Origin of the sequence: Vibrio sp. L3-7, assembly GCF_963898195.1 — a bacterium.
GTDB classification, from domain to species: Bacteria; Pseudomonadota; Gammaproteobacteria; order Enterobacterales; family Vibrionaceae; genus Vibrio; species Vibrio echinoideorum.
In genome coordinates this window covers 1-18,707 of record NZ_CAWQUW010000034.1, presented here as the reverse complement: position 1 = coordinate 18,707, position 18,707 = coordinate 1, and the positions used below count along the sequence as shown (strand labels likewise).

Below are 18,707 nucleotides of genomic sequence, written 5' to 3'. Positions count from 1 at the left end.
CTTTGTGGCGCTATCAATCAGTATTCGATTATAAGCCAGCAGCTGCAAATACTTGATTAACAATCTCTTGAGCTTCTGCTTCGATTGCTTTTAGGTGCTCTTCACCTTTAAAGCTTTCACAGTAGATCTTGTAGATGTCTTCTGTACCTGATGGACGAGCAGCAAACCAACCGTTTTCAGTCGTCACTTTTAGTCCACCAATCGCAGCACCATTACCTGGAGCGTGCGTTAGGCGTGCAGTAATTGGGTCACCAGCCAGCGTCTCAGCAGAAACCATCTCTGGAGACAGCTTCTTAAGTACGTCTTTTTGTGCACCATTTGCTACCGCTTGAATACGGTTGTACTTAGATTCACCGTGTTTAGCAGCAAGCTCTTCGTAGTATTCTTGTGGGTTCTTACCCGTAACTGCTGTGATCTCAGCCGCAAGTAGGCAAAGAATTAGGCCATCTTTATCTGTTGACCAAGGCGTACCGTCTTTACGTAAGAAAGATGCGCCAGCACTCTCTTCACCACCGAAACCAAATTGACCGTTGTATAAGCCGTCAACGAACCATTTGAATCCAACGGGTACTTCGCAAAGTTCACGACCTAAGTCAGCAACAACACGGTCGATTAGTGCACTTGATACTAGTGTTTTACCCACTGCAACGTCTTTGCCCCAACCTTCACGGTTACGGTATAGGTAGTCAATACAAACCGCTAGGAAGTGGTTTGGATTCATCAGGCCTTTTGGCGTAACAATGCCGTGGCGATCGTAATCTGGGTCGTTACCAAACGCGAGTTCGTAATCGTCTTTAAGAGCCAATAAACCGGCCATCGCATATGGCGAAGAACAGTCCATGCGAACCACGCCATCTTTATCTAAAGACATAAATTGGAACGAAGGGTCGATAGCTTCACTTACAAGAGTAAGATCTAAATTGTACGCTTTACCAATTTGACGCCAGTAATCAATACCGCTACCACCCAGTGGGTCAACACCAATCTTGATGTTTGCTTTCTGGATCGCTTCCATATCAACAACATTAACTAAATCAGCAATGTAAGGTGCAACCAGATCAACCTCTTTAACTAAATCAGACTGTTTAGCTTGCGCGATAGGAGTGCGTTTAACACCTTGCATTTGCTCAGCGATAATAACGTTCGCGCGATCTTCAATCGCTTGAGTTAGTTCAGCTTCAGCAGGACCGCCGTGTGTCGGGTTGTATTTGATACCACCGTCTTGTGGCGGGTTATGTGAAGGAGTAATAACAATGCCATCGGCTTTTTTGTCATTAACCAAGTTGTGCGTAAGAATCGCGTGCGAGATACCAGGTGTTGGAGTAAAGCCATTTTTTTCTTGAATAATAACTTCAACACCGTTTGCTACAAGCACTTCGATAACAGTAGAAAACGCAGGCTCAGAGAGAGCGTGAGTATCTTTACCTAAGAAAAGTGGGCCTGTTGTACCCTGATCAGCACGAACCTCAGCAACCGCTTGAGCAATCGCTAGAATATGATTTTCATTGAAGGTTGATTTGTCTGCTGTACCTCGATGACCCGAAGTACCGAATAGTACTTTATGGTCTGGGTTACTAGCGTCCGGTTGCTGTAAGAAATAGTTAGCCACTAAAGCCGGAATATTATGAAGATCTTCCTGCTGAGCTTTTTGCCCGGCACGAGGGTGCATAGCCATTTTTCGACATCCTTATATATAAAATTTAAAAACAAAAAAACCCCATAATATCTTCTTATCCATGGATATTATGAGGTTTAAATCAGATTTCTTTAAATTGAACCTGTTACTTTTTCTATCAATTCTGCTTGGAAATTCATACGGCTCATAAGCTGCTCAACCATCTGTCTTTTACGGCTAGTGTTATTATTAGTAATAACCCAAAAAGGACTTTGTGGAATAGCTTTAGGCTTCGTTGTGTTACCGTTTGCTAACAACGTTTCTTCGTTGTCTGCAAAGTAAACACGCTTGCGACCTTTGACTTGAGTTGCTTCTGAAAAGCTTAAAGGGTCGATTTTATGCAGTGTTGATAACACAAGCATAAAACGATCAATGGCTTTCTTTAGTGATGCAAACTCATCTGATATTAGTAGTGAGCGCATTTCTTTAACGCCATCGAATTTCTCTGGAGTAAAGCCTACCTCTTTGCTAACAACGATACCTTTTGGCTCAACGATCTGTTCGATCGGAACCATGCCTTGGCTATCAACCTGTAACAAGCGGCGCAGAATATCTGAAGCGCTTTCGCCAATACGTTCTGTCTGACCCGCAATAAAACGGTATAGGTCCTCATCAACCTCAATTGTTTTCATTCGCTTTTCACAATCTCAATGTTTAAACTCTGGGGGATTATAGCGAGATCCGCGCGGATACTCTACGTCAAACCCACCATGAATAAGATAAAAATGTCAGTACAGCTCAACTATAAATTAGAAGGTGAGGGTCACACCATTGTTTTGATCCATGGATTATTTGGTAATCTGGACAACCTTGGCTTACTGGCTAGGGATCTAAAAGCCGATCATCAGGTGCTTAGCATCGATCTGCGCAACCACGGTCAATCGTTCCATAGTGATATTCATAACTATCAAGCAATGGCAAAAGATGTCGCTCAATTACTGAATGACCTTGCGTTAAAAAATGTCACCGTGATTGGTCACTCTATGGGTGGTAAGGTGGCGATGGCACTAACGCAGCATCTTGCACTACATAAATTAATTGTATTGGATATGGCGCCTGTTTCGTACACTCAAAATCGCCACGACAACGTATTCGCCGGTCTGCAAGCCGTGATTGAAGAAAAACCGACATCACGTTCAGACGCACTGAAAATTCTCGCCAAACATATCGAAATCGACGGGGTTCGCCAGTTTTTAACCAAGTCTTTGTTCAAAACAGAGCAAGGTATCATGGAGTGGCGTTTCAACGTTGCATCACTAATAAACAACTACCCGCAGATTATTGGTTGGGAACCGATTGATAAAACGTCGGTCAAAACATTGCTAATAAAGGGAGGTGATTCTGATTACCTCACCGCTGAACACCAAACCGCTGTTCAGCAGCAATTTTCCAACGCAAAGGCACATGTTATCGCCAATACTGGACACTGGTTACATGCGGAAAAACCAGCCGAAGTGCTCCGTGCAATAAGAAAATTCATCGCTTAAATATATTGATTAGTCGATATAAATGAGAGCTGTGTAATCACAGCAGATTAACTTTATCTCACAACAGTGATATAGTGCGCCCAAGCAAATTTGGTATATAAGGTTCCCATGCTTTACGACTACATGAACATCATTGAATCTGTTGGTTTAGATCTTCTGTTTGCCGCGATTTTCTTTCTAATCGGAATGGCAATTAAAGACGTTCTAAAGCAGGGAAATGTTCCTGCATTTGGTCGTCGTATCGTATGGTTAGTACTTTTCCTTGGCTGCGCAGGTTTTATCGCAAAAGGGATAATCCAACTAAGCTGGGAAGGAACTGGAATCTAACGATTTCCTCCGAACTTTATTACACCGACAACAGACAAAATGAAAGGTAATGATTCTATGGCAAGTGTAGGTCTCTTCTTTGGTAGCGATACAGGTAACACTGAAGCTGTTGCTAAGATGATTCAAAAGCAATTGGGCAAGCAGCTCGTTCAAGTTCAAGACATTGCAAAAAGCAGCAAAGAAGATATCGATAACTTCGATCTACTGCTGCTTGGTATCCCTACGTGGTACTACGGCGAAGCACAATGTGATTGGGACGACTTTTTCCCTGAGCTAGAAGCTATTGATTTTTCAACTAAGCTTGTTGCTATCTTTGGTTGTGGCGACCAAGAAGATTACGCAGAATACTTCTGTGATGCTATGGGTACTGTCCGTGACATCGTTGAAGCGAAAGGCGGCACTATCTTAGGTTACACATCTACTGAAAGCTACGAATTCGAAGCATCGAAAGGTTTAGTTGAAGGCGATGACAGCCAATTCGTTGGTTTATGTATCGATGAAGACCGTCAACCTGAGCTAACTGATGAGCGTGTATCTAACTGGGTTAAACAAATCCACGAAGAAATGTGCCTAGCAGAGCTAGAAGACTAATTCTCTAGCGATTGTTAATTGTTACAATTAATGACCGTTATGTAGATATGAAAAAACCTCCTTATGGGAGGTTTTTTGCCATTTAATGTTTATCAATCAACACTCAGCTTCTAAGACTTCGTCATCATCTCTAAATTGTGGCTTCTTTCTAACATACAGAGTTCGCTGAATTTCTGACACCACATTCCCCTGATTATCTTTTACGTGGATAATAAATTCTGGGAAACACTTTTCACCAAGCTGTGTCTGACGATAGATTTCATCAAGCTGCCCCTGACTTATTTCAAAATCCGCATACAAATCAGACTGACCCGGTTTAATAAAATTAATACTCGCTTCTTTATCCCAAACATAATACCTCTCACCTAAGATCCCCATGAGCATCAGAGAATAAACAGGGTCAGTTAGGGAAAATATGCTGCCACCATATTGAGTACGATTGGCATTTTTGTTCCACCAACGTAGTTTCAGTATCGTTTTAACGACCCTAAAATCAGCGCTAATATGGGCAATTCTAATACCGGCTCCCCAGAAAGGAGGCCAAATATTGAGAGCGAATTTTACAATGTTCGGTTTATAGATTTTTGCGAGTTGCTTATTCATAACAACATTCCATGTTCATATCAGAAACACCACCACCTTGACTGGTCGTACCTCTACTATAAGTGAGATACCTCCATTTTACAAAACAGATTGTGATGTCGGTGAGTAACCCTTTGAAGTTCGTGGTTTATTGTTATGCCTGACTAAACTATAATGGTATTAATATTGAATTCTGTTAATTGCGGCAGATCATCAACAGGAAAGTATATGTCAGACAATAATCAAGCGCTAAAAGATGCTGGTCTTAAAGTGACCCTTCCACGGCTCAAAATTTTAGAAGTATTACAACAGCCAGACTGCCAACATATTAGTGCTGAAGATTTATATAAGAAGCTGATCGACTTAGGTGAAGAAATTGGTCTTGCGACCGTTTATCGAGTGCTTAACCAATTCGATGACGCTGGCATTGTTACTCGTCACCACTTTGAAGGCGGTAAATCTGTATTTGAACTTTCAACTCAGCACCACCATGACCATCTTGTCTGCCTAGACTGTGGTGAAGTTATTGAATTCTCTGATGACCTTATCGAAGAAAGACAGAACGAAATCGCGGAACGTTACAACGTGAAACTGACAAACCACAGTTTATACTTGTACGGAAAAAGCATCACTGGGGATTGCAAAGGCAACCCAGACGCACATAAAGCGAAGAAGTAACACAGAACGCTGGCTTAGGCCGGCGTTTTTTATGTGAGGCTCTATGAGTTACCCAAACAGAAAGATACAGACAATAAACGCTTTTACCCTAATAGAGCTGCTAGTCGTGATTGTGATTATTGCTGTACTTGCTGTTGTTGCCCTCCCCCGATTTTTGAACATCCAGAATGACAGCCGAATAGCTCTATTTGAAGGCGCCCAATCTCAATTCCAAAGTGCAATAACATTTGCTCATAGTAAATGGTTAGTCAGTGGTGGTGGGAATTCAGAAATGAACGATCTGCCTGGCTTTGGTGAAGATATTAATGGTGATCCACAACTCGACATCAATGATGTTGGCTATCCTTTAGGTGTAGATAAAGGTAATCCAATGGGTCAACCCTATAATATAGGCCAAGGCGACCAAGGATGCGTTTCAATTTGGAACGCTATTATGAGTACTGATTTAACTGCCACGACAGATCCTAATCAATCAGATTCCTTTGATTTTATTACGCGCCGTCAGAATCATCAATTTGTAGCCAAAGATGGCAGCCCTCAAACAAAATTGGCCGTGTGTTACTACATATTTACTGGTATCGATTACAACAGTGATCCTGATGATGCTGGGTATGTATTCTGGTACAACTCACGAACAGGTGAAGTCACACAGCAAGATCCTAACTTATAAAATCGTTTCAGAAGCAAATGTGTATAAATATAGATAAAGTTCAGATACAAAAAAACCGGCTCAAAGCCGGTTTTTTATTGGGTTGCTTTTAACAAGCCAAGCACTTCAGCTATTAAGCCTCAGTTTTACCCCAAGTATCACGTAGACCAACCGTGCGGTTGAATACTAGTGCATCTGATTTAGAGTCTTTTGAATCTACACAGAAGTAACCAGTACGTTCAAACTGATACGCTTGCTCAGCCACACCGTCCACTAGGCTTGGTTCAACGAAACCGTTTAGCGTAACAAGCGATTCAGGGTTAAGTGTCGCAGTGAAGTCATCAGCAGCAGCTGGGTTTGCCACTGTGAATAGGCGATCGTATAAACGAATCTCAGCAGGCAGTGCTTTATCAGCCGATACCCAATGGATAACGCCTTTCACTTTACGGCCATCTGCAGGGTTCTTACCTAGTGTTTCGTTATCATAAGAACAGAAGATAGTCGTAATATTGCCTTCTGCATCTTTCTCAATGCGTTCAGCTTTGATTACGTAAGCACCACGTAGGCGAACTTCTTTACCTAGAACCAAACGCTTATATTTCTTGTTTGCTTCTTCACGGAAGTCATCACGCTCAATCCAAACTTCGCGTGTAAACGGTACTTCACGAGTCCCCATTTCTGGCTTGTTTGGATGGTTTGCTACGGTTAGCGTTTCTACTGCGTCTGCATCGTAGTTTTCAATCACAACTTTAACTGGATCCAGAACAGCCATAGCACGCGGTGCATTTTCGTTCAGATCGTCACGAATGCAAGATTCAAGTGAACCGAACTCAATCATGTTCTCTTGCTTCGTTACACCAATACGCTTACAGAATTCGCGAATTGAGCTAGAAGTAAAGCCGCGACGACGTAAACCAGAAATAGTAGGCATACGCGGGTCGTCCCAACCTTGAACTAGGTTTTCAACCACAAGTTGGTTCAGCTTACGCTTAGACATTACTGTGTATTCAAGATTTAGACGGCTAAATTCATATTGACGAGGTTGGCAATCAATAGTGATGTTGTCTAGAACCCAATCGTACAAACGACGGTTATCTTGGAATTCAAGCGTACAGATCGAGTGAGTAATACCTTCCAATGCATCAGAGATACAATGAGTGAAGTCGTACATTGGGTAAATGCACCACTTATCAGCAGTCTGATGGTGATGAGCAAAACGAACACGGTAGATCACAGGATCGCGCATCACCATGAATGAAGAGCTCATGTCGATCTTAGCACGTAGACACACTTTGCCTTCTTCAAAGCCACCATCGCGCATTTTTTCAAACAGCGCTAGGTTTTCTTCTGGGCTACGGTCGCGGTACGGGCTCGCTTTACCTGGCTCTTTTAACGTGCCACGGTATTCACGGATCTGCTCAGGACTTAGCTCGTCAACATACGCTAAGCCTTTATTAATTAATTCCACAGCATAAGCGTAAAGCGTATCGAAGTAGTTTGATGAATAACAAATATCACCAGACCATTCGAAGCCTAACCAGCTTACATCATTCTTAATTGACTCAACGTATTCAACGTCTTCTTTTTCAGGGTTTGTATCATCGAAACGAAGATTACATTGTCCCTGGTAGTCCTGAGCAATACCAAAGTTCAAGCAAATAGATTTAGCGTGACCAATATGCAGGTAGCCATTCGGCTCCGGCGGGAAACGAGTATGCACGCTACTGTGTGTACCATCCGCTAAATCTTTATCGATAATTTGGCGAATGAAATTCGATGGACGAGCCTCAGCTTCACTCATCTATAGCACCTCTATGTATTTAGTATTGTCAGAGAAAGTTATCTTTCATCTTTAAGGAAAAGGCCGCTTTCACTGCCAGTCAAAGATAGAAAGATCATTGTTGCTAATCATCCACAATTCTTTCCCTTTGCACAATAAGAACCATCAGTTAATTGTGATTATTTATGTTATTCGATGAAGAATAGAACGAACCTTGTTCACTGACCTTAAACGGTAAGCACAAAAAAGCCTCCCGTGTGGGAGGCTTTCAATCTAAAACTTAGTTAAGAGCTGTTGTTACGTCTTAATAAGTACTTCCCTTACTATGGAAGTTTTACATCAGATAGGTCTTCACCTGCACCGATAGCTTTCATTTCGCCAGCTACGATTTCAGCAAGAGGGCCTAGAATAACTTGAAGGTTGTTCTCACCTAGTTTAACCACACCTTTAGCGCCAAGTTTCTTAAGAACAACTTCATCAGCGATAGAGCGGTCTTTAAGAGTTAGACGTAGACGAGTGATACAAGCATCAATTGAAGTCAGGTTTTCGTGACCACCTAGTGCTTTTAGGTATTGGCGTGCAACATCACCTTTAGGTGCGTCGCCAGCAGGAGCCGTTACTGCTTCGTCATCATCTTCACGACCTGGCGACTTCAAGTTGAAAGCGCGGATTGCGAAAGAGAAAGTGAAGAAGTATAGAGCACCGAATGCTAAGCCAATCAATAGTAGAGTGAATGGTTTAGTTGCTAGACCCCAGTTCAATACGAAGTCGATAAGACCAGCAGAGAAACCGAAACCGTGCAGAGTACCAAACATGTTAGCAACAACTAGAGACAGACCAGTAAATACAGCGTGCATTGCGTATAGCGCAGGAGCTAGGAATACGAACATGAATTCTAGCGGCTCTGTGATACCTGTTAGGAATGAACAGAATGCAACAGAGAACAGTGCGCCACCAACTTGGCTACGTTTTTCAGCAGGAGCAGCTAGGTACATTGCAAGTGCAGCACCTGGTAGACCGAACATCATTACTGGGAAGAAACCGTTCATGAATACGCCAGCGCCTTTATCGCCACCGAAGAAACGGTGTAGGTCGCCAGATTTAACTGTTTCAGTCACTTCTTTAACAACAGTAGTAATTTCTGGAGTTACTGAGTTAGCGAATGTGAATGTATGCTCTTGACCAACAACTAGAGTTTTAGCCAATGCAGGGTCAACACAAAGTTGAGTGATGTTAGCGAATGCGCCTTGACCAGCAACGATGATTTCTTGACACGTACCCATACCGAACCAGAAGTATGAGTTCAACACGTGGTGTAGACCTACAGGGATAAGTGCACGGTTAAGAGTACCGTAAACGAATTGGCCAACAGCACCAGATGTTGATACCGCGTGAGCTAATGCATCTAGACCAGATTGAATACCAGGCCAAACCACACCAGACACAGCACCTGCAACAAGTGCAAATAGACCAGCCATTATAGGTACTAAACGTTTACCCGCGAAGAAAGCCAGCCACTCAGGAAGGCGTGTTGCATGGAAAGCGTTGTAAGAGTGACCCGCGATGATACCTGCAAAGATACCGCCGAAGAATGACATGTTAACGTCAGCGTTGATTGTCGTTGCTGTCGCTGTTAGTACGAAGTAAGCAACTGCACCAGCAAGACCCGCTGCGCCGTTACCGTCTTTAGAAAGACCTATCGCGATCCCTAGACCAAATAGCAGTGGTAGGTTACCGAAGATAGCACCACCAGCTTCTGCCATGAATGGAATATCAAGTAGATCGCCTTGACCTAAACGTAAAAGAAGCGCCGCAATCGGAAGCGTTGCGATTGGTAGCATTAACGCCTTACCAAGCTTCTGTGCATATCCTAGAATATTCACCAGTTGTTTCCCCCTATAGGATTTTTTAGAATTCATTTGAGAAACTTATTTTAGTCGCTCAATTTAGTCCTATTCAGTGTATTCAATTAATTTTGCTCCGCAAATTAAAACCTTATCATTTGTGATCATAATCACCAGTTTTTACCAAATCCAGAGGTTTTTGCTAGCGAGATCATAAAACTTATTTTATCATTCAAAAAAATGAACATTTATAGATAATATTCAAACCTAACTATTGGACTAATACACGATTATTTTAGTCGAAAAGACCAACAAATAATCGGTAATACTTAGCCTATACTTATATAAAAAACGAACTGTTCACATATTTTTCAAACACTTAAACTCGCTTCTCTTTTTGAAGCCGTTTGCCCATAAAAGATAAATCGTTACGTAAATGATGCTCGCAAACTAAGTCCACATTTAGGTAACGAAAAATTTAAAAGATCTCACGAAATAAGGATTAGCTGACTATGTACGCGCTAAGTAACTGTAAAATTTACACTGGTAGTGATGTTCTAACCGATCATGCTGTTGTAATCGAAAACGAATTGATCAAAAAAGTCTGTCCTATCTCTGAATTACCAGAAGGAATCGAGGTCCGTGACCTAGATGGAGCAAACCTAAGCCCGGGTTTCATTGACCTACAACTGAACGGTTGTGGCGGTGTAATGCTAAACGATGAGATCACTGCAGACACAATGCAGATCATGCACAAAGCAAACCTTAAATCTGGCTGCACGAGCTTCTTACCAACGCTAATCACATCTTCAGACGAAGATATGCGTGCGGTTATTACAGCAGCTCGTGAATACCACAACCAATTCCAAAACCAATCTTTAGGTTTACACCTAGAGGGTCCGTACCTAAACGTTGCAAAAAAAGGTATCCATAGCGTCGATCACATTCGTAAATCAGACAGCGAAATGATTGAGCTTATTTGTGAGAACAGTGACCTTGTTGCAAAAGTGACATTGGCTCCTGAGCTTAACGACCCAGAACATATCGAACGTCTACATAAGGCTGGCGTAGTGGTTTCTATCGGCCATACCAACGCCACTTACGCAGAAGCGCGTCAAGCTTTTGAGTCAGGTATTACCTTCGCGACTCACTTATTCAATGCAATGACACCTATGGTTGGTCGTGAGCCTGGCGTTGTTGGCGCGATTTACGACACCCCAGAAGTTTATGCAGGCATCATTGCCGACGGCTTTCACGTTGATTACGCAAACATACGAATTGCGCACAAAATCAAGGGAGAAAAGTTGGTATTAGTGACGGATGCCACAGCTCCTGCAGGTGCTGACATGGAATACTTTATTTTTGTCGGTAAGAAAGTATATTACCGAGATGGTAAGTGTGTTGATGAAAACGGCACACTGGGCGGCTCAGCTCTGACTATGATTGAAGCAGTTCAGAATACAGTTGAGCACGCTGGTATCGCTTTAGACGAAGCTCTTCGCATGGCTACACTATACCCAGCTACGGCTATCGGTGTAGAAAGCAAGCTAGGTCGAATCAAAAAAGGCATGGTTGCAAACCTCGCTGTATTTGACCGAGATTTTAACGTTAAAGCGACTGTTGTTAACGGACAATACGAGCACAATTAAGTATGAATGGCGGACAAATAGGTAACGTAGACTTAGTTAAACAACTAAACAGTGCGGCAGTATATCGACTAATAGACCAGCAAGGGCCTATCAGTCGTATACAAGTGGCTGATGTAAGTCAACTCGCACCGGCAAGTGTTACAAAAATTACCCGCCAACTTTTAGAGCGCGGCCTAATTAAAGAGGTTGCGCAGCAAGCGTCTACTGGCGGTAGACGCGCTATCTCCCTAACCACAGAAGTAGAACCTTTTCATTCTATTGCTGTACGCTTAGGACGAGACTACATTCAAATAAGTCTTCATGACCTAGGCGGTCATGAGTTGGCTTTCCAACAGCAAGATCTTAATTATTCGGACCAATCAGACCTTACTCAAGGCTTGGTCAATAACATGAAGGCTTTCATTGCTGAGCACCAACCAAAGATCGACCAATTAATTGCCATTGGTGTCACCCTTCCAGGCTTGGTGAACCCTACGACAGGCGTCGTTGAGTACATGCCAAATACGGATATCGATAACCTGGCATTAAGCGACATTATTCGCGACACATTCCATGTTGCTTGTTTTGTGGGTAATGATGTTAGAGGAATGGCGCTTGCTGAGCATTACTTCGGTGCAAGTAAAGATAGCCAAGACTCTATTTTGGTCAGTGTTCACCGCGGTACCGGTGCTGGTATTATCGTTAATGGACAAGTTTTCCTTGGCCATAACCGCAACGTGGGTGAAATTGGTCATATCCAAATAGATCCACTGGGCGAACAATGCCAATGTGGTAACTTCGGTTGTCTTGAAACCGTAGCGGCAAACCCTGCTATCGTTGAACGAGTGCAAAAGCTGATTAAACAAGGCTACGAGTCTTCTTTAACAGAGCTTGAGCATATTACGATTCAAGACGTTTGTGACCATGCAATCAATGGTGACGAATTAGCGAAACAGAGCTTGGTTCGAGTAGGAAACCAGTTAGGTAAAGCTATCGCAATGACGATTAACTTATTTAACCCTCAAAAAGTCATCATTGCTGGTGAGATTACTAAGGCACAAGAGATTGTTTTCCCTGCAATTAAGCGCAATGTAGAGAATCAGTCGTTAACGGCTTTCCATAGTGGCCTGCCTATTGTAGCATCCCAGATCGATAAACATCCTACGATGGGAGCTTTTGCCATGATTAAGCGTGCCATGCTCAACGGTGTGTTACTTCAAAAGCTACTCGAAGACTAAAGAAAACAATTCTGATTTTCCGCGGGCCGTGTTTGTATAAACACGGCCCGTTTTTTTAAGCTAGGGAACTACAACAACAAGTTATGGAACTTATATTAATATCAACTGCGTTTATCGCAGGATTTATTGCTTTAAAGTGTCACCTTCCCCCACTCGTTGGCTTTTTGGTCGCAGGGTTTGGGCTATATGCTCTAGGCTTTGAAACCAATGACACTATCATTACCCTGGCTGACCTTGGTGTCACCCTGCTTCTATTTACGATTGGCTTAAAGCTCGATATCAAAACCCTGCTCTCTAAAGAGATCTGGGCTGGCGCAACAATCCACAACCTTTTATCCACTCTGTTTTTTGCGGTCGCCCTGTTTGGTTTTAAATTCCTAGGTATTTCCTCGTTGGCAGCCATGTCAATAGAACAGATTGTTCTACTCGGCTTTGCCCTTTCATTCTCTAGTACCGTATTCGCAGTTAAGTCTCTGCAAGAGAAAGGGGAAATGAATGCGACCTATGGAACATTAGCGATCGGTATTCTGGTTATGCAGGATATCTTTGCCGTGGTCTTCTTAACGGCATCGACAGGCAAAATTCCAGAGTGGTATGCCATCGCACTGTTCGCTTTGCCATTCTGTCGTCCGTTGTTCTACAAAGTCCTCGACTGGGTTGGTCACGGCGAAATGTTGGTGCTGTTCGGCATTTTCTTCGCATTGGTCGTCGGTGCAGGTTTGTTCCAGTTTGTAGGAGTTAAACCAGATCTAGGTGCTCTTATCTTAGGTATGTTGCTAGCCGGTCACCCAAAAGCTTCAGAGCTGTCGAAATCGCTGTTTAACCTCAAAGAGCTTTTCCTTGTTTGCTTCTTCTTGAATATTGGATTATCCGAGCAACCTACCATTCAAGGCTTTATGCTTGCGATCTTATTCTTGCTGTTGCTGCCAGTGAAAGGCGTACTTTACTTCTTGGTACTCAACCGCTTCAAATTCCGTGTTCGAACCTCTCTACTCGCCTCTCTATCATTGTTTAACTACAGTGAATTTGGTCTTATCGTCGGCGGTCTTGCCTTTAAGATGGGGTGGATGTCTGGCGATATATTAGTGGCGGTGGCGATTGCGGTTTCGTTATCGTTCTTAATCGCTGCTCCTTTAAACAAAGCGGGTCATAAGCTTTATCAACAGTCAGGTAAGTGGCTCAAAGAGCACGCTGCTGAAAAGCTTCATCAACGTGATAAACGAATTGATCCTGGTCGCGCACAAGTGCTTATTCTTGGTATGGGACGTATTGGTACCGGCGCCTACGATGAATTGCGTTCACGCTATGGCAAGGTTAGCTTAGGTGTCGAAGTTCGTGAAGAAGCCGCACACAACCATAGAAGCCTTGGAAGAAACGTTATTTCTGGCGATGCAACTGACCCAGATTTCTGGGAAAGAATCTTAGATACAGCAAACGTAAAATTGGTTATTTTGGCGATGCCTCACCATCAAGGTAACCAAACTGCTTTAGAACAATTAAAATCACGTAATTTCAAGGGTCAAATAGCAGCCATTGCTGAATATACAGATCAGTTAGAAACACTAAAAGAAAACGGCGTCGATGCGGCGTTTAACATTTACAGCGAAGCGGGTAGTGGTTTTGCTCGACACGTATGTGAGCAGTTAAACCCAAACATCAATAAAATTTAGTCTAAACACCCTCTCATAAGCCTCTTAAAATTGCTTGTTTTGGCACTTTTGAGAGGCTTTTGTATAAAAACCCAACTGCAATTAGATATCAATCACCAAAATAGATTAATAATTAGATAATTTCTAACAGAACACCCTTTATATTATTTTTTTGCTCACATCTGGTTGCTTTTTTTAGCCAGAATGGCAAATTGAATGCAGTTGATTTAGAAATTATTTAAAAGGAAGTTCTATGTGTTCAGTATTTGGCATTCTCGACATTAAAAGTGATGCCGCAACACTTCGCCCTATTGCTTTAGAAATGTCTAAAAAGCTTCGTCACCGCGGCCCAGACTGGTCTGGTATCTATGCTGGTGAAAAAGCAATCCTTGCTCACGAACGTTTAGCTATCGTTGGCCTTAACAGTGGTGCACAACCATTATACAGCCAAGACAAAAAGCACATTCTTGCAGTAAACGGTGAAATTTATAACCACAAAGAACTTCGTGCACGCTATGAAGATGAAGACAAATACCAATTTCAGACAGATTCTGACTGTGAAGTCATCCTAGCGTTATACCAAGAGATGGGCGCGGACCTTTTAGAAGAACTTAACGGTATTTTCGCATTCGTTTTATACGACGAAGAGAAAGACGAATACCTAGTAGGCCGTGACCACATTGGTATCATCCCGCTTTACCAAGGTTACGATGCCCACGGAAACTACTACGTAGCTTCAGAGATGAAAGCGCTAGTTCCTGTATGTAAAACAATCAGTGAATTTCCTCCAGGCAGCTTCTACTCTTCAAAAGATGCAGAACCTCAACGCTACTACATACGTGATTGGAACGAATATGCAGCAGTTCAAGGCAACAGTACGAGTAAAGAAGAGCTGACTGAAGCGCTTGAAGCGGCGGTTAAACGCCAACTAATGACTGACGTACCTTATGGTGTGCTTTTATCTGGTGGTCTTGATTCATCAATTACTTCAGCGGTCGCTAAACGCTTTGCTGCAATGCGTATCGAAGATGATGAGCAATCAGAAGCTTGGTGGCCACAACTGCACTCATTCGCCGTTGGCCTAGAAAATGCGCCAGACCTCATCGCGGCTCGTGAAGTTGCTGATAAGATCGGTACTGTGCACCACGAGATGACTTACACCATTCAGGAAGGCTTAGACGCAATCCGTGATGTTATCTACCACATCGAAACTTATGATGTGACGACTATCCGCGCTTCAACACCGATGTACTTGCTAGCTCGTAAAATCAAAGCAATGGGCATCAAAATGGTATTGTCTGGCGAAGGTGCTGATGAAATCTTTGGTGGGTACCTGTACTTCCATAAAGCGCCAAACGCAAAAGAGTTCCACGAAGAGACAGTACGTAAACTTCTTGCTCTAAGCATGTTCGATTGTGCTCGTGCAAACAAATCATTGGCAGCATGGGGCGTCGAAGGCCGTGTACCATTCTTAGATAAAGAGTTCATCGATGTAGCTATGCGTCTGAACCCTGAAGATAAGATGTGTGGTAACGGTAAGATGGAAAAACACATCCTACGTGAGTGTTTTGAAGACTACCTGCCAGATTCAATTGCTTGGCGTCAAAAAGAACAGTTCTCAGATGGTGTTGGTTACGATTGGATTGATACGTTGAAATCGACAGCTGAAGAAAAAGTAACGGATCAACAAATGGAAGCTGCTAAGTTCCGTTTCCCTTACAACACGCCAACAACGAAAGAAGGTTACGCTTACCGCGAAATCTTTGAAGAGCTATTCCCTCTAGAATCAGCGGCGGAATGTGTACCTGGCGGTCCATCGGTTGCGTGCTCATCAGCAAAAGCGATTGAATGGGATGAATCATTCAAAAACTGTGTAGACCCTTCAGGTCGTGCTGTACAAGCAGTTCATAACGACTCTTACTAAGAAATATCGAATCATAGCGTTTGAATAAATGCTAAAGACTAAAAAAGGCGCATTATGCGCCTTTTTATTTTTAAGCCTGTTTTTATTGCTTTTTATTACTGCACTTATGCGTGAGCTTGAAGCGCTTCGTTCTCAATACTAATCGGAACGACTTGGCTGATCATCTTAACCAGCATAATAGAGCGAGCTTCACCATCTTTTTGATGGTAAATAGCTTCAACACCAGCAAACTGACCACTATTGATTTTTACTACCTGCCCTGATTCAAACTCAATACAGCAATCTTCGGTTTCGTTACTACAACATTTCTCAAACTCTTTAAGCTCATACACCAAGTCACCTTGGACTTCATGTGGCCTAGCGCCGAACTTAATAAAGTCCACAACACCACGAGTTGAGCGAACAGTCGTAAAGCTAGGGCCCAGTTCGTAATCAAAACGAACAAAGATGTAAGAAGGGAATAGCGGCTCTTTGACCTGCTTCTCTTTCCCTCGAACCACTTTTTCGACTTCTATTTGGGGGTAAAAGCACTCCACCCCTTGATTTTCTAAGTGCAACTGCGCGCGTTTTTGATCACCACGCTTACAGTAAAGTAAATACCAACGTTTCATTTTACTAGCCATTTTATATTTTTAGATATTTTACCACATGCCTAAACTGGTTGAATCGCCATTAATAAAATGAATCGTTGCAGCAAGAAATAATGCGTAGCAGACCAATTTATCAACAAAAAGTTATAGGTACCAACAGTGGTTAAGCATTGTACAGGGATCATTTTCAGATCAAAAGGCGCATTATTGTAAACGAGTGTATGCAACGATCATCATTCATGACATACCCTTTAAAATCAAAACAATACACCCTGACAATACATAATAACAAAATCATTAAAATTCACTCTTGAATTGCTCATTCCATGATCAGCTCAAATCTGAAAAATTAGTTTGCAGCACGTATTATCAGGGTAACATTACAAATAAAAGTCATCAGTTTCATAAACTTATACAAAATAAGTTATCATGACCATAAAATACACCTATTGCAGATGGTTATTCCACTCTGTATACATAAGTAACTATAAAATCTTTTAATACCTAAAATTAGTAAAACTTATGCCAAGCAATCACAACATCTTTGGCCACCCTAGAGGCCTATTTCTACTTTTTAGCACAGAGCTATGGGAACGTTTCTCCTATTATGCAATGCGTGCAATCCTTGTTTTATTCTTAACTGACACCACACTCAGCGGTGGACTTGGTTGGTCAACGAAAGACGCACTTGATCTGTACGGTATTTATACGGGTTTAGTCTACATCACACCATTAATCGGTGGTTGGATTGCCGATAATTACCTAGGACAGCGTAAGTCGATCCTGATTGGTGGCCTACTAATGGCGCTAGGACAATTTACACTTGCTCTACCTAACGGTTTCATTGGCTTAGACCAAGTGAATGCACTGTATCTTGGTTTAGCTCTGCTTATCAGTGGTAACGGTATGTTTAAACCAAACATCTCGACCATGGTTGGCGATCTTTACCAAGAAGGCGATAACCGACGTGACGGCGCTTTCACCATTTTCTACATGGGTATCAACTTAGGTGCACTATTGGGTGGCTTAATTTCAGGTGCTGCCGTCGATTCTTTCGGCTGGAAAGCAGGCTTCCTAGCCGCTGGTATTGGTATGGTGATTAGCCTGATTATGCAAATAACGATGGCTCAATCTTGGTTAGGTAACATCGGTTCAGTACCAGCTGCAGCGCGAGCAAGGGCACTGAACAAATCTAAAGAGAAAGCACCACTGACAAAAGAAGAGTTTGACAGACTAAAAGTTATTCTGGTTATGGGTCTTTTCGTGATTGTTTTCTGGGCTGGCTTTGAACAAGCTGGCGGCTTAATGAACATCTACACTCAGCAATACACTGACCGCATGATTGGTGGTTTTGAAGTTCCTGCTGCGTGGTTCCAATCTCTGAACCCATTCTTCATCATTACTCTTGCACCAATCATTGCTGCATTTTGGGTCAAGCTTGGTAAGCGCGAACCAAATTCTCCAGTAAAATTTGCCATGGCATTATTCTTCTTAGCTCTTGGCTTTGTGTGCATGATGGGCGCGGTAATGGAGCAAGGTGGTGACCTAACAGTGAAAACATCAATGCTGTGGCTAGTCGGTGCTTTCTTCTTCCATACCCTTGGCGAGCTTTGTCTATCTCCTATTGGCCTGTCGTTGGTCACTAAGTTAGCTCCGCTTCGTCTAGCATCGTTAATGATGGGTGCATGGTTTGGCTTCAATGCCGTTGCAAACTACGTAGCTGGCCTTGTGGGCTCTCACGTTGGTGAGCTTGGCGCGATGTCTATCTTCGGTGGTATCGCAATTACAGCGACAATCAGTGGCGTCTTACTGCTTCTTTGTGCTGGCAAACTTGTATCATGGATGCATGGTGTAGAAACCAACATGACGCTTGAAGCAGAACCAAAAGCAGAAACTTCGGTTGCTTAATAACTAGATCTACCTCAAGAAGAAACATCATGTCTCGTCCTAAAATACGTTGACAGTATTTCTAATAAGTCAACAGCGTCAGCTGTTGGCTTTTTTCATGCACCTCATTTGGAGTTTTCATTCTGAGACTAAGGTGCGGCCTCATGTTGTTATAGGT

At 42.7% G+C, this 18,707-nt stretch carries 16 protein-coding genes; 10 read left to right on the top strand and 6 right to left on the bottom strand.

The features are described 5' to 3' along the window. Positions 1-28 precede the first annotated feature (28 nt). Together pgm and seqA are read right to left on the bottom strand one after the other, a co-directional pair. Complete coding sequence (pgm, locus tag AACW75_RS18150; protein ID WP_102551083.1) at positions 29-1,675, bottom strand: phosphoglucomutase (alpha-D-glucose-1,6-bisphosphate-dependent); 1,647 nt, start codon at positions 1,673-1,675, stop codon at positions 29-31. Between the two features lie 92 nt (positions 1,676-1,767). Continuing rightward, positions 1,768-2,307, bottom strand: a complete 540-nt coding sequence (gene seqA, locus AACW75_RS18145; RefSeq protein WP_017073147.1) for a replication initiation negative regulator SeqA — start codon at positions 2,305-2,307, stop codon at positions 1,768-1,770. Between the two features lie 93 nt (positions 2,308-2,400). Here seqA and AACW75_RS18140 point away from each other — a divergent pair, with 93 nt between their 5' ends. The 3 genes from AACW75_RS18140 to fldA all read left to right on the top strand — a co-directional run bounded on the left by AACW75_RS18140 (position 2,401) and on the right by fldA (position 4,080). Then, positions 2,401-3,162: an alpha/beta fold hydrolase gene (locus AACW75_RS18140; RefSeq protein WP_017073148.1), complete on the top strand. Its 762-nt coding sequence runs from the start codon at positions 2,401-2,403 to the stop codon at positions 3,160-3,162. Positions 3,163-3,270: 108 nt separating this feature from the next. Further along, positions 3,271-3,489 carry a DUF2788 domain-containing protein gene (locus AACW75_RS18135; protein WP_009847328.1) on the top strand — a complete coding sequence of 73 codons (219 nt, stop codon included), beginning with the start codon at positions 3,271-3,273 and terminating at the stop codon, positions 3,487-3,489. A gap of 57 nt (positions 3,490-3,546) precedes the next feature. Then, positions 3,547-4,080 carry a flavodoxin FldA gene (gene fldA / locus AACW75_RS18130; protein ID WP_017073149.1) on the top strand — a complete coding sequence of 178 codons (534 nt, stop codon included), beginning with the start codon at positions 3,547-3,549 and terminating at the stop codon, positions 4,078-4,080. A gap of 96 nt (positions 4,081-4,176) precedes the next feature. Here the strand turns inward: fldA and AACW75_RS18125 are convergent, their stop codons facing one another. After that, positions 4,177-4,683: a DUF4442 domain-containing protein gene (locus AACW75_RS18125; RefSeq protein WP_017073150.1), complete on the bottom strand. Its 507-nt coding sequence runs from the start codon at positions 4,681-4,683 to the stop codon at positions 4,177-4,179. 207 nt (positions 4,684-4,890) lie between these two features. Between AACW75_RS18125 and fcrX the strand changes: the two genes are divergently transcribed. Continuing rightward, on the top strand, positions 4,891-5,340 hold the full coding sequence (fcrX, locus tag AACW75_RS18120) for a ferric iron uptake transcriptional regulator FcrX (protein ID WP_017073151.1): 450 nt from the start codon (positions 4,891-4,893) through the stop codon (positions 5,338-5,340). 43 nt (positions 5,341-5,383) lie between these two features. Continuing rightward, positions 5,384-6,010, top strand: a complete 627-nt coding sequence (locus tag AACW75_RS18115) for a type II secretion system protein (protein WP_135458050.1) — start codon at positions 5,384-5,386, stop codon at positions 6,008-6,010. 112 nt (positions 6,011-6,122) lie between these two features. Here AACW75_RS18115 and glnS read toward each other — a convergent pair whose 3' ends face one another. Beyond that, positions 6,123-7,790, bottom strand: a complete 1,668-nt coding sequence (gene glnS, locus AACW75_RS18110) for a glutamine--tRNA ligase (RefSeq protein WP_102551079.1) — start codon at positions 7,788-7,790, stop codon at positions 6,123-6,125. A 302-nt stretch (positions 7,791-8,092) separates the two neighbouring features. Beyond that, on the bottom strand, positions 8,093-9,652 hold the full coding sequence (gene nagE / locus AACW75_RS18105; protein WP_017073154.1) for an N-acetylglucosamine-specific PTS transporter subunit IIBC: 1,560 nt from the start codon (positions 9,650-9,652) through the stop codon (positions 8,093-8,095). 473 nt (positions 9,653-10,125) lie between these two features. On the opposite strand from nagE, the gene nagA reads away from it, so the two are divergent. The 4 genes from nagA (at position 10,126) to asnB (ending at position 16,052) form a co-directional block, all read left to right on the top strand. Next, positions 10,126-11,262, top strand: coding sequence for an N-acetylglucosamine-6-phosphate deacetylase (gene nagA / locus AACW75_RS18100; RefSeq protein ID WP_145570831.1), 1,137 nt, complete (start codon positions 10,126-10,128; stop codon positions 11,260-11,262). Positions 11,263-11,264: 2 nt separating this feature from the next. Further along, positions 11,265-12,479 (top strand): DNA-binding transcriptional regulator NagC, encoded by a 1,215-nt coding sequence (nagC, locus tag AACW75_RS18095; RefSeq protein WP_017073156.1) that lies wholly within the window; start codon positions 11,265-11,267, stop codon positions 12,477-12,479. Positions 12,480-12,562: 83 nt separating this feature from the next. Then, positions 12,563-14,149, top strand: a complete 1,587-nt coding sequence (locus AACW75_RS18090; RefSeq protein WP_145570829.1) for a cation:proton antiporter family protein — start codon at positions 12,563-12,565, stop codon at positions 14,147-14,149. Positions 14,150-14,381: 232 nt separating this feature from the next. Then, on the top strand, positions 14,382-16,052 hold the full coding sequence (gene asnB / locus AACW75_RS18085; protein ID WP_145570827.1) for an asparagine synthase B: 1,671 nt from the start codon (positions 14,382-14,384) through the stop codon (positions 16,050-16,052). Between the two features lie 104 nt (positions 16,053-16,156). Here the strand turns inward: asnB and rfaH are convergent, their stop codons facing one another. Beyond that, complete coding sequence (rfaH, locus tag AACW75_RS18080) at positions 16,157-16,663, bottom strand: transcription/translation regulatory transformer protein RfaH (protein WP_145570825.1); 507 nt, start codon at positions 16,661-16,663, stop codon at positions 16,157-16,159. Positions 16,664-17,164: 501 nt separating this feature from the next. On the opposite strand from rfaH, the gene AACW75_RS18075 reads away from it, so the two are divergent. Further along, positions 17,165-18,550 (top strand): peptide MFS transporter, encoded by a 1,386-nt coding sequence (locus AACW75_RS18075; RefSeq protein ID WP_017073160.1) that lies wholly within the window; start codon positions 17,165-17,167, stop codon positions 18,548-18,550. The last annotated feature ends 157 nt before the right edge of the window (positions 18,551-18,707 follow it).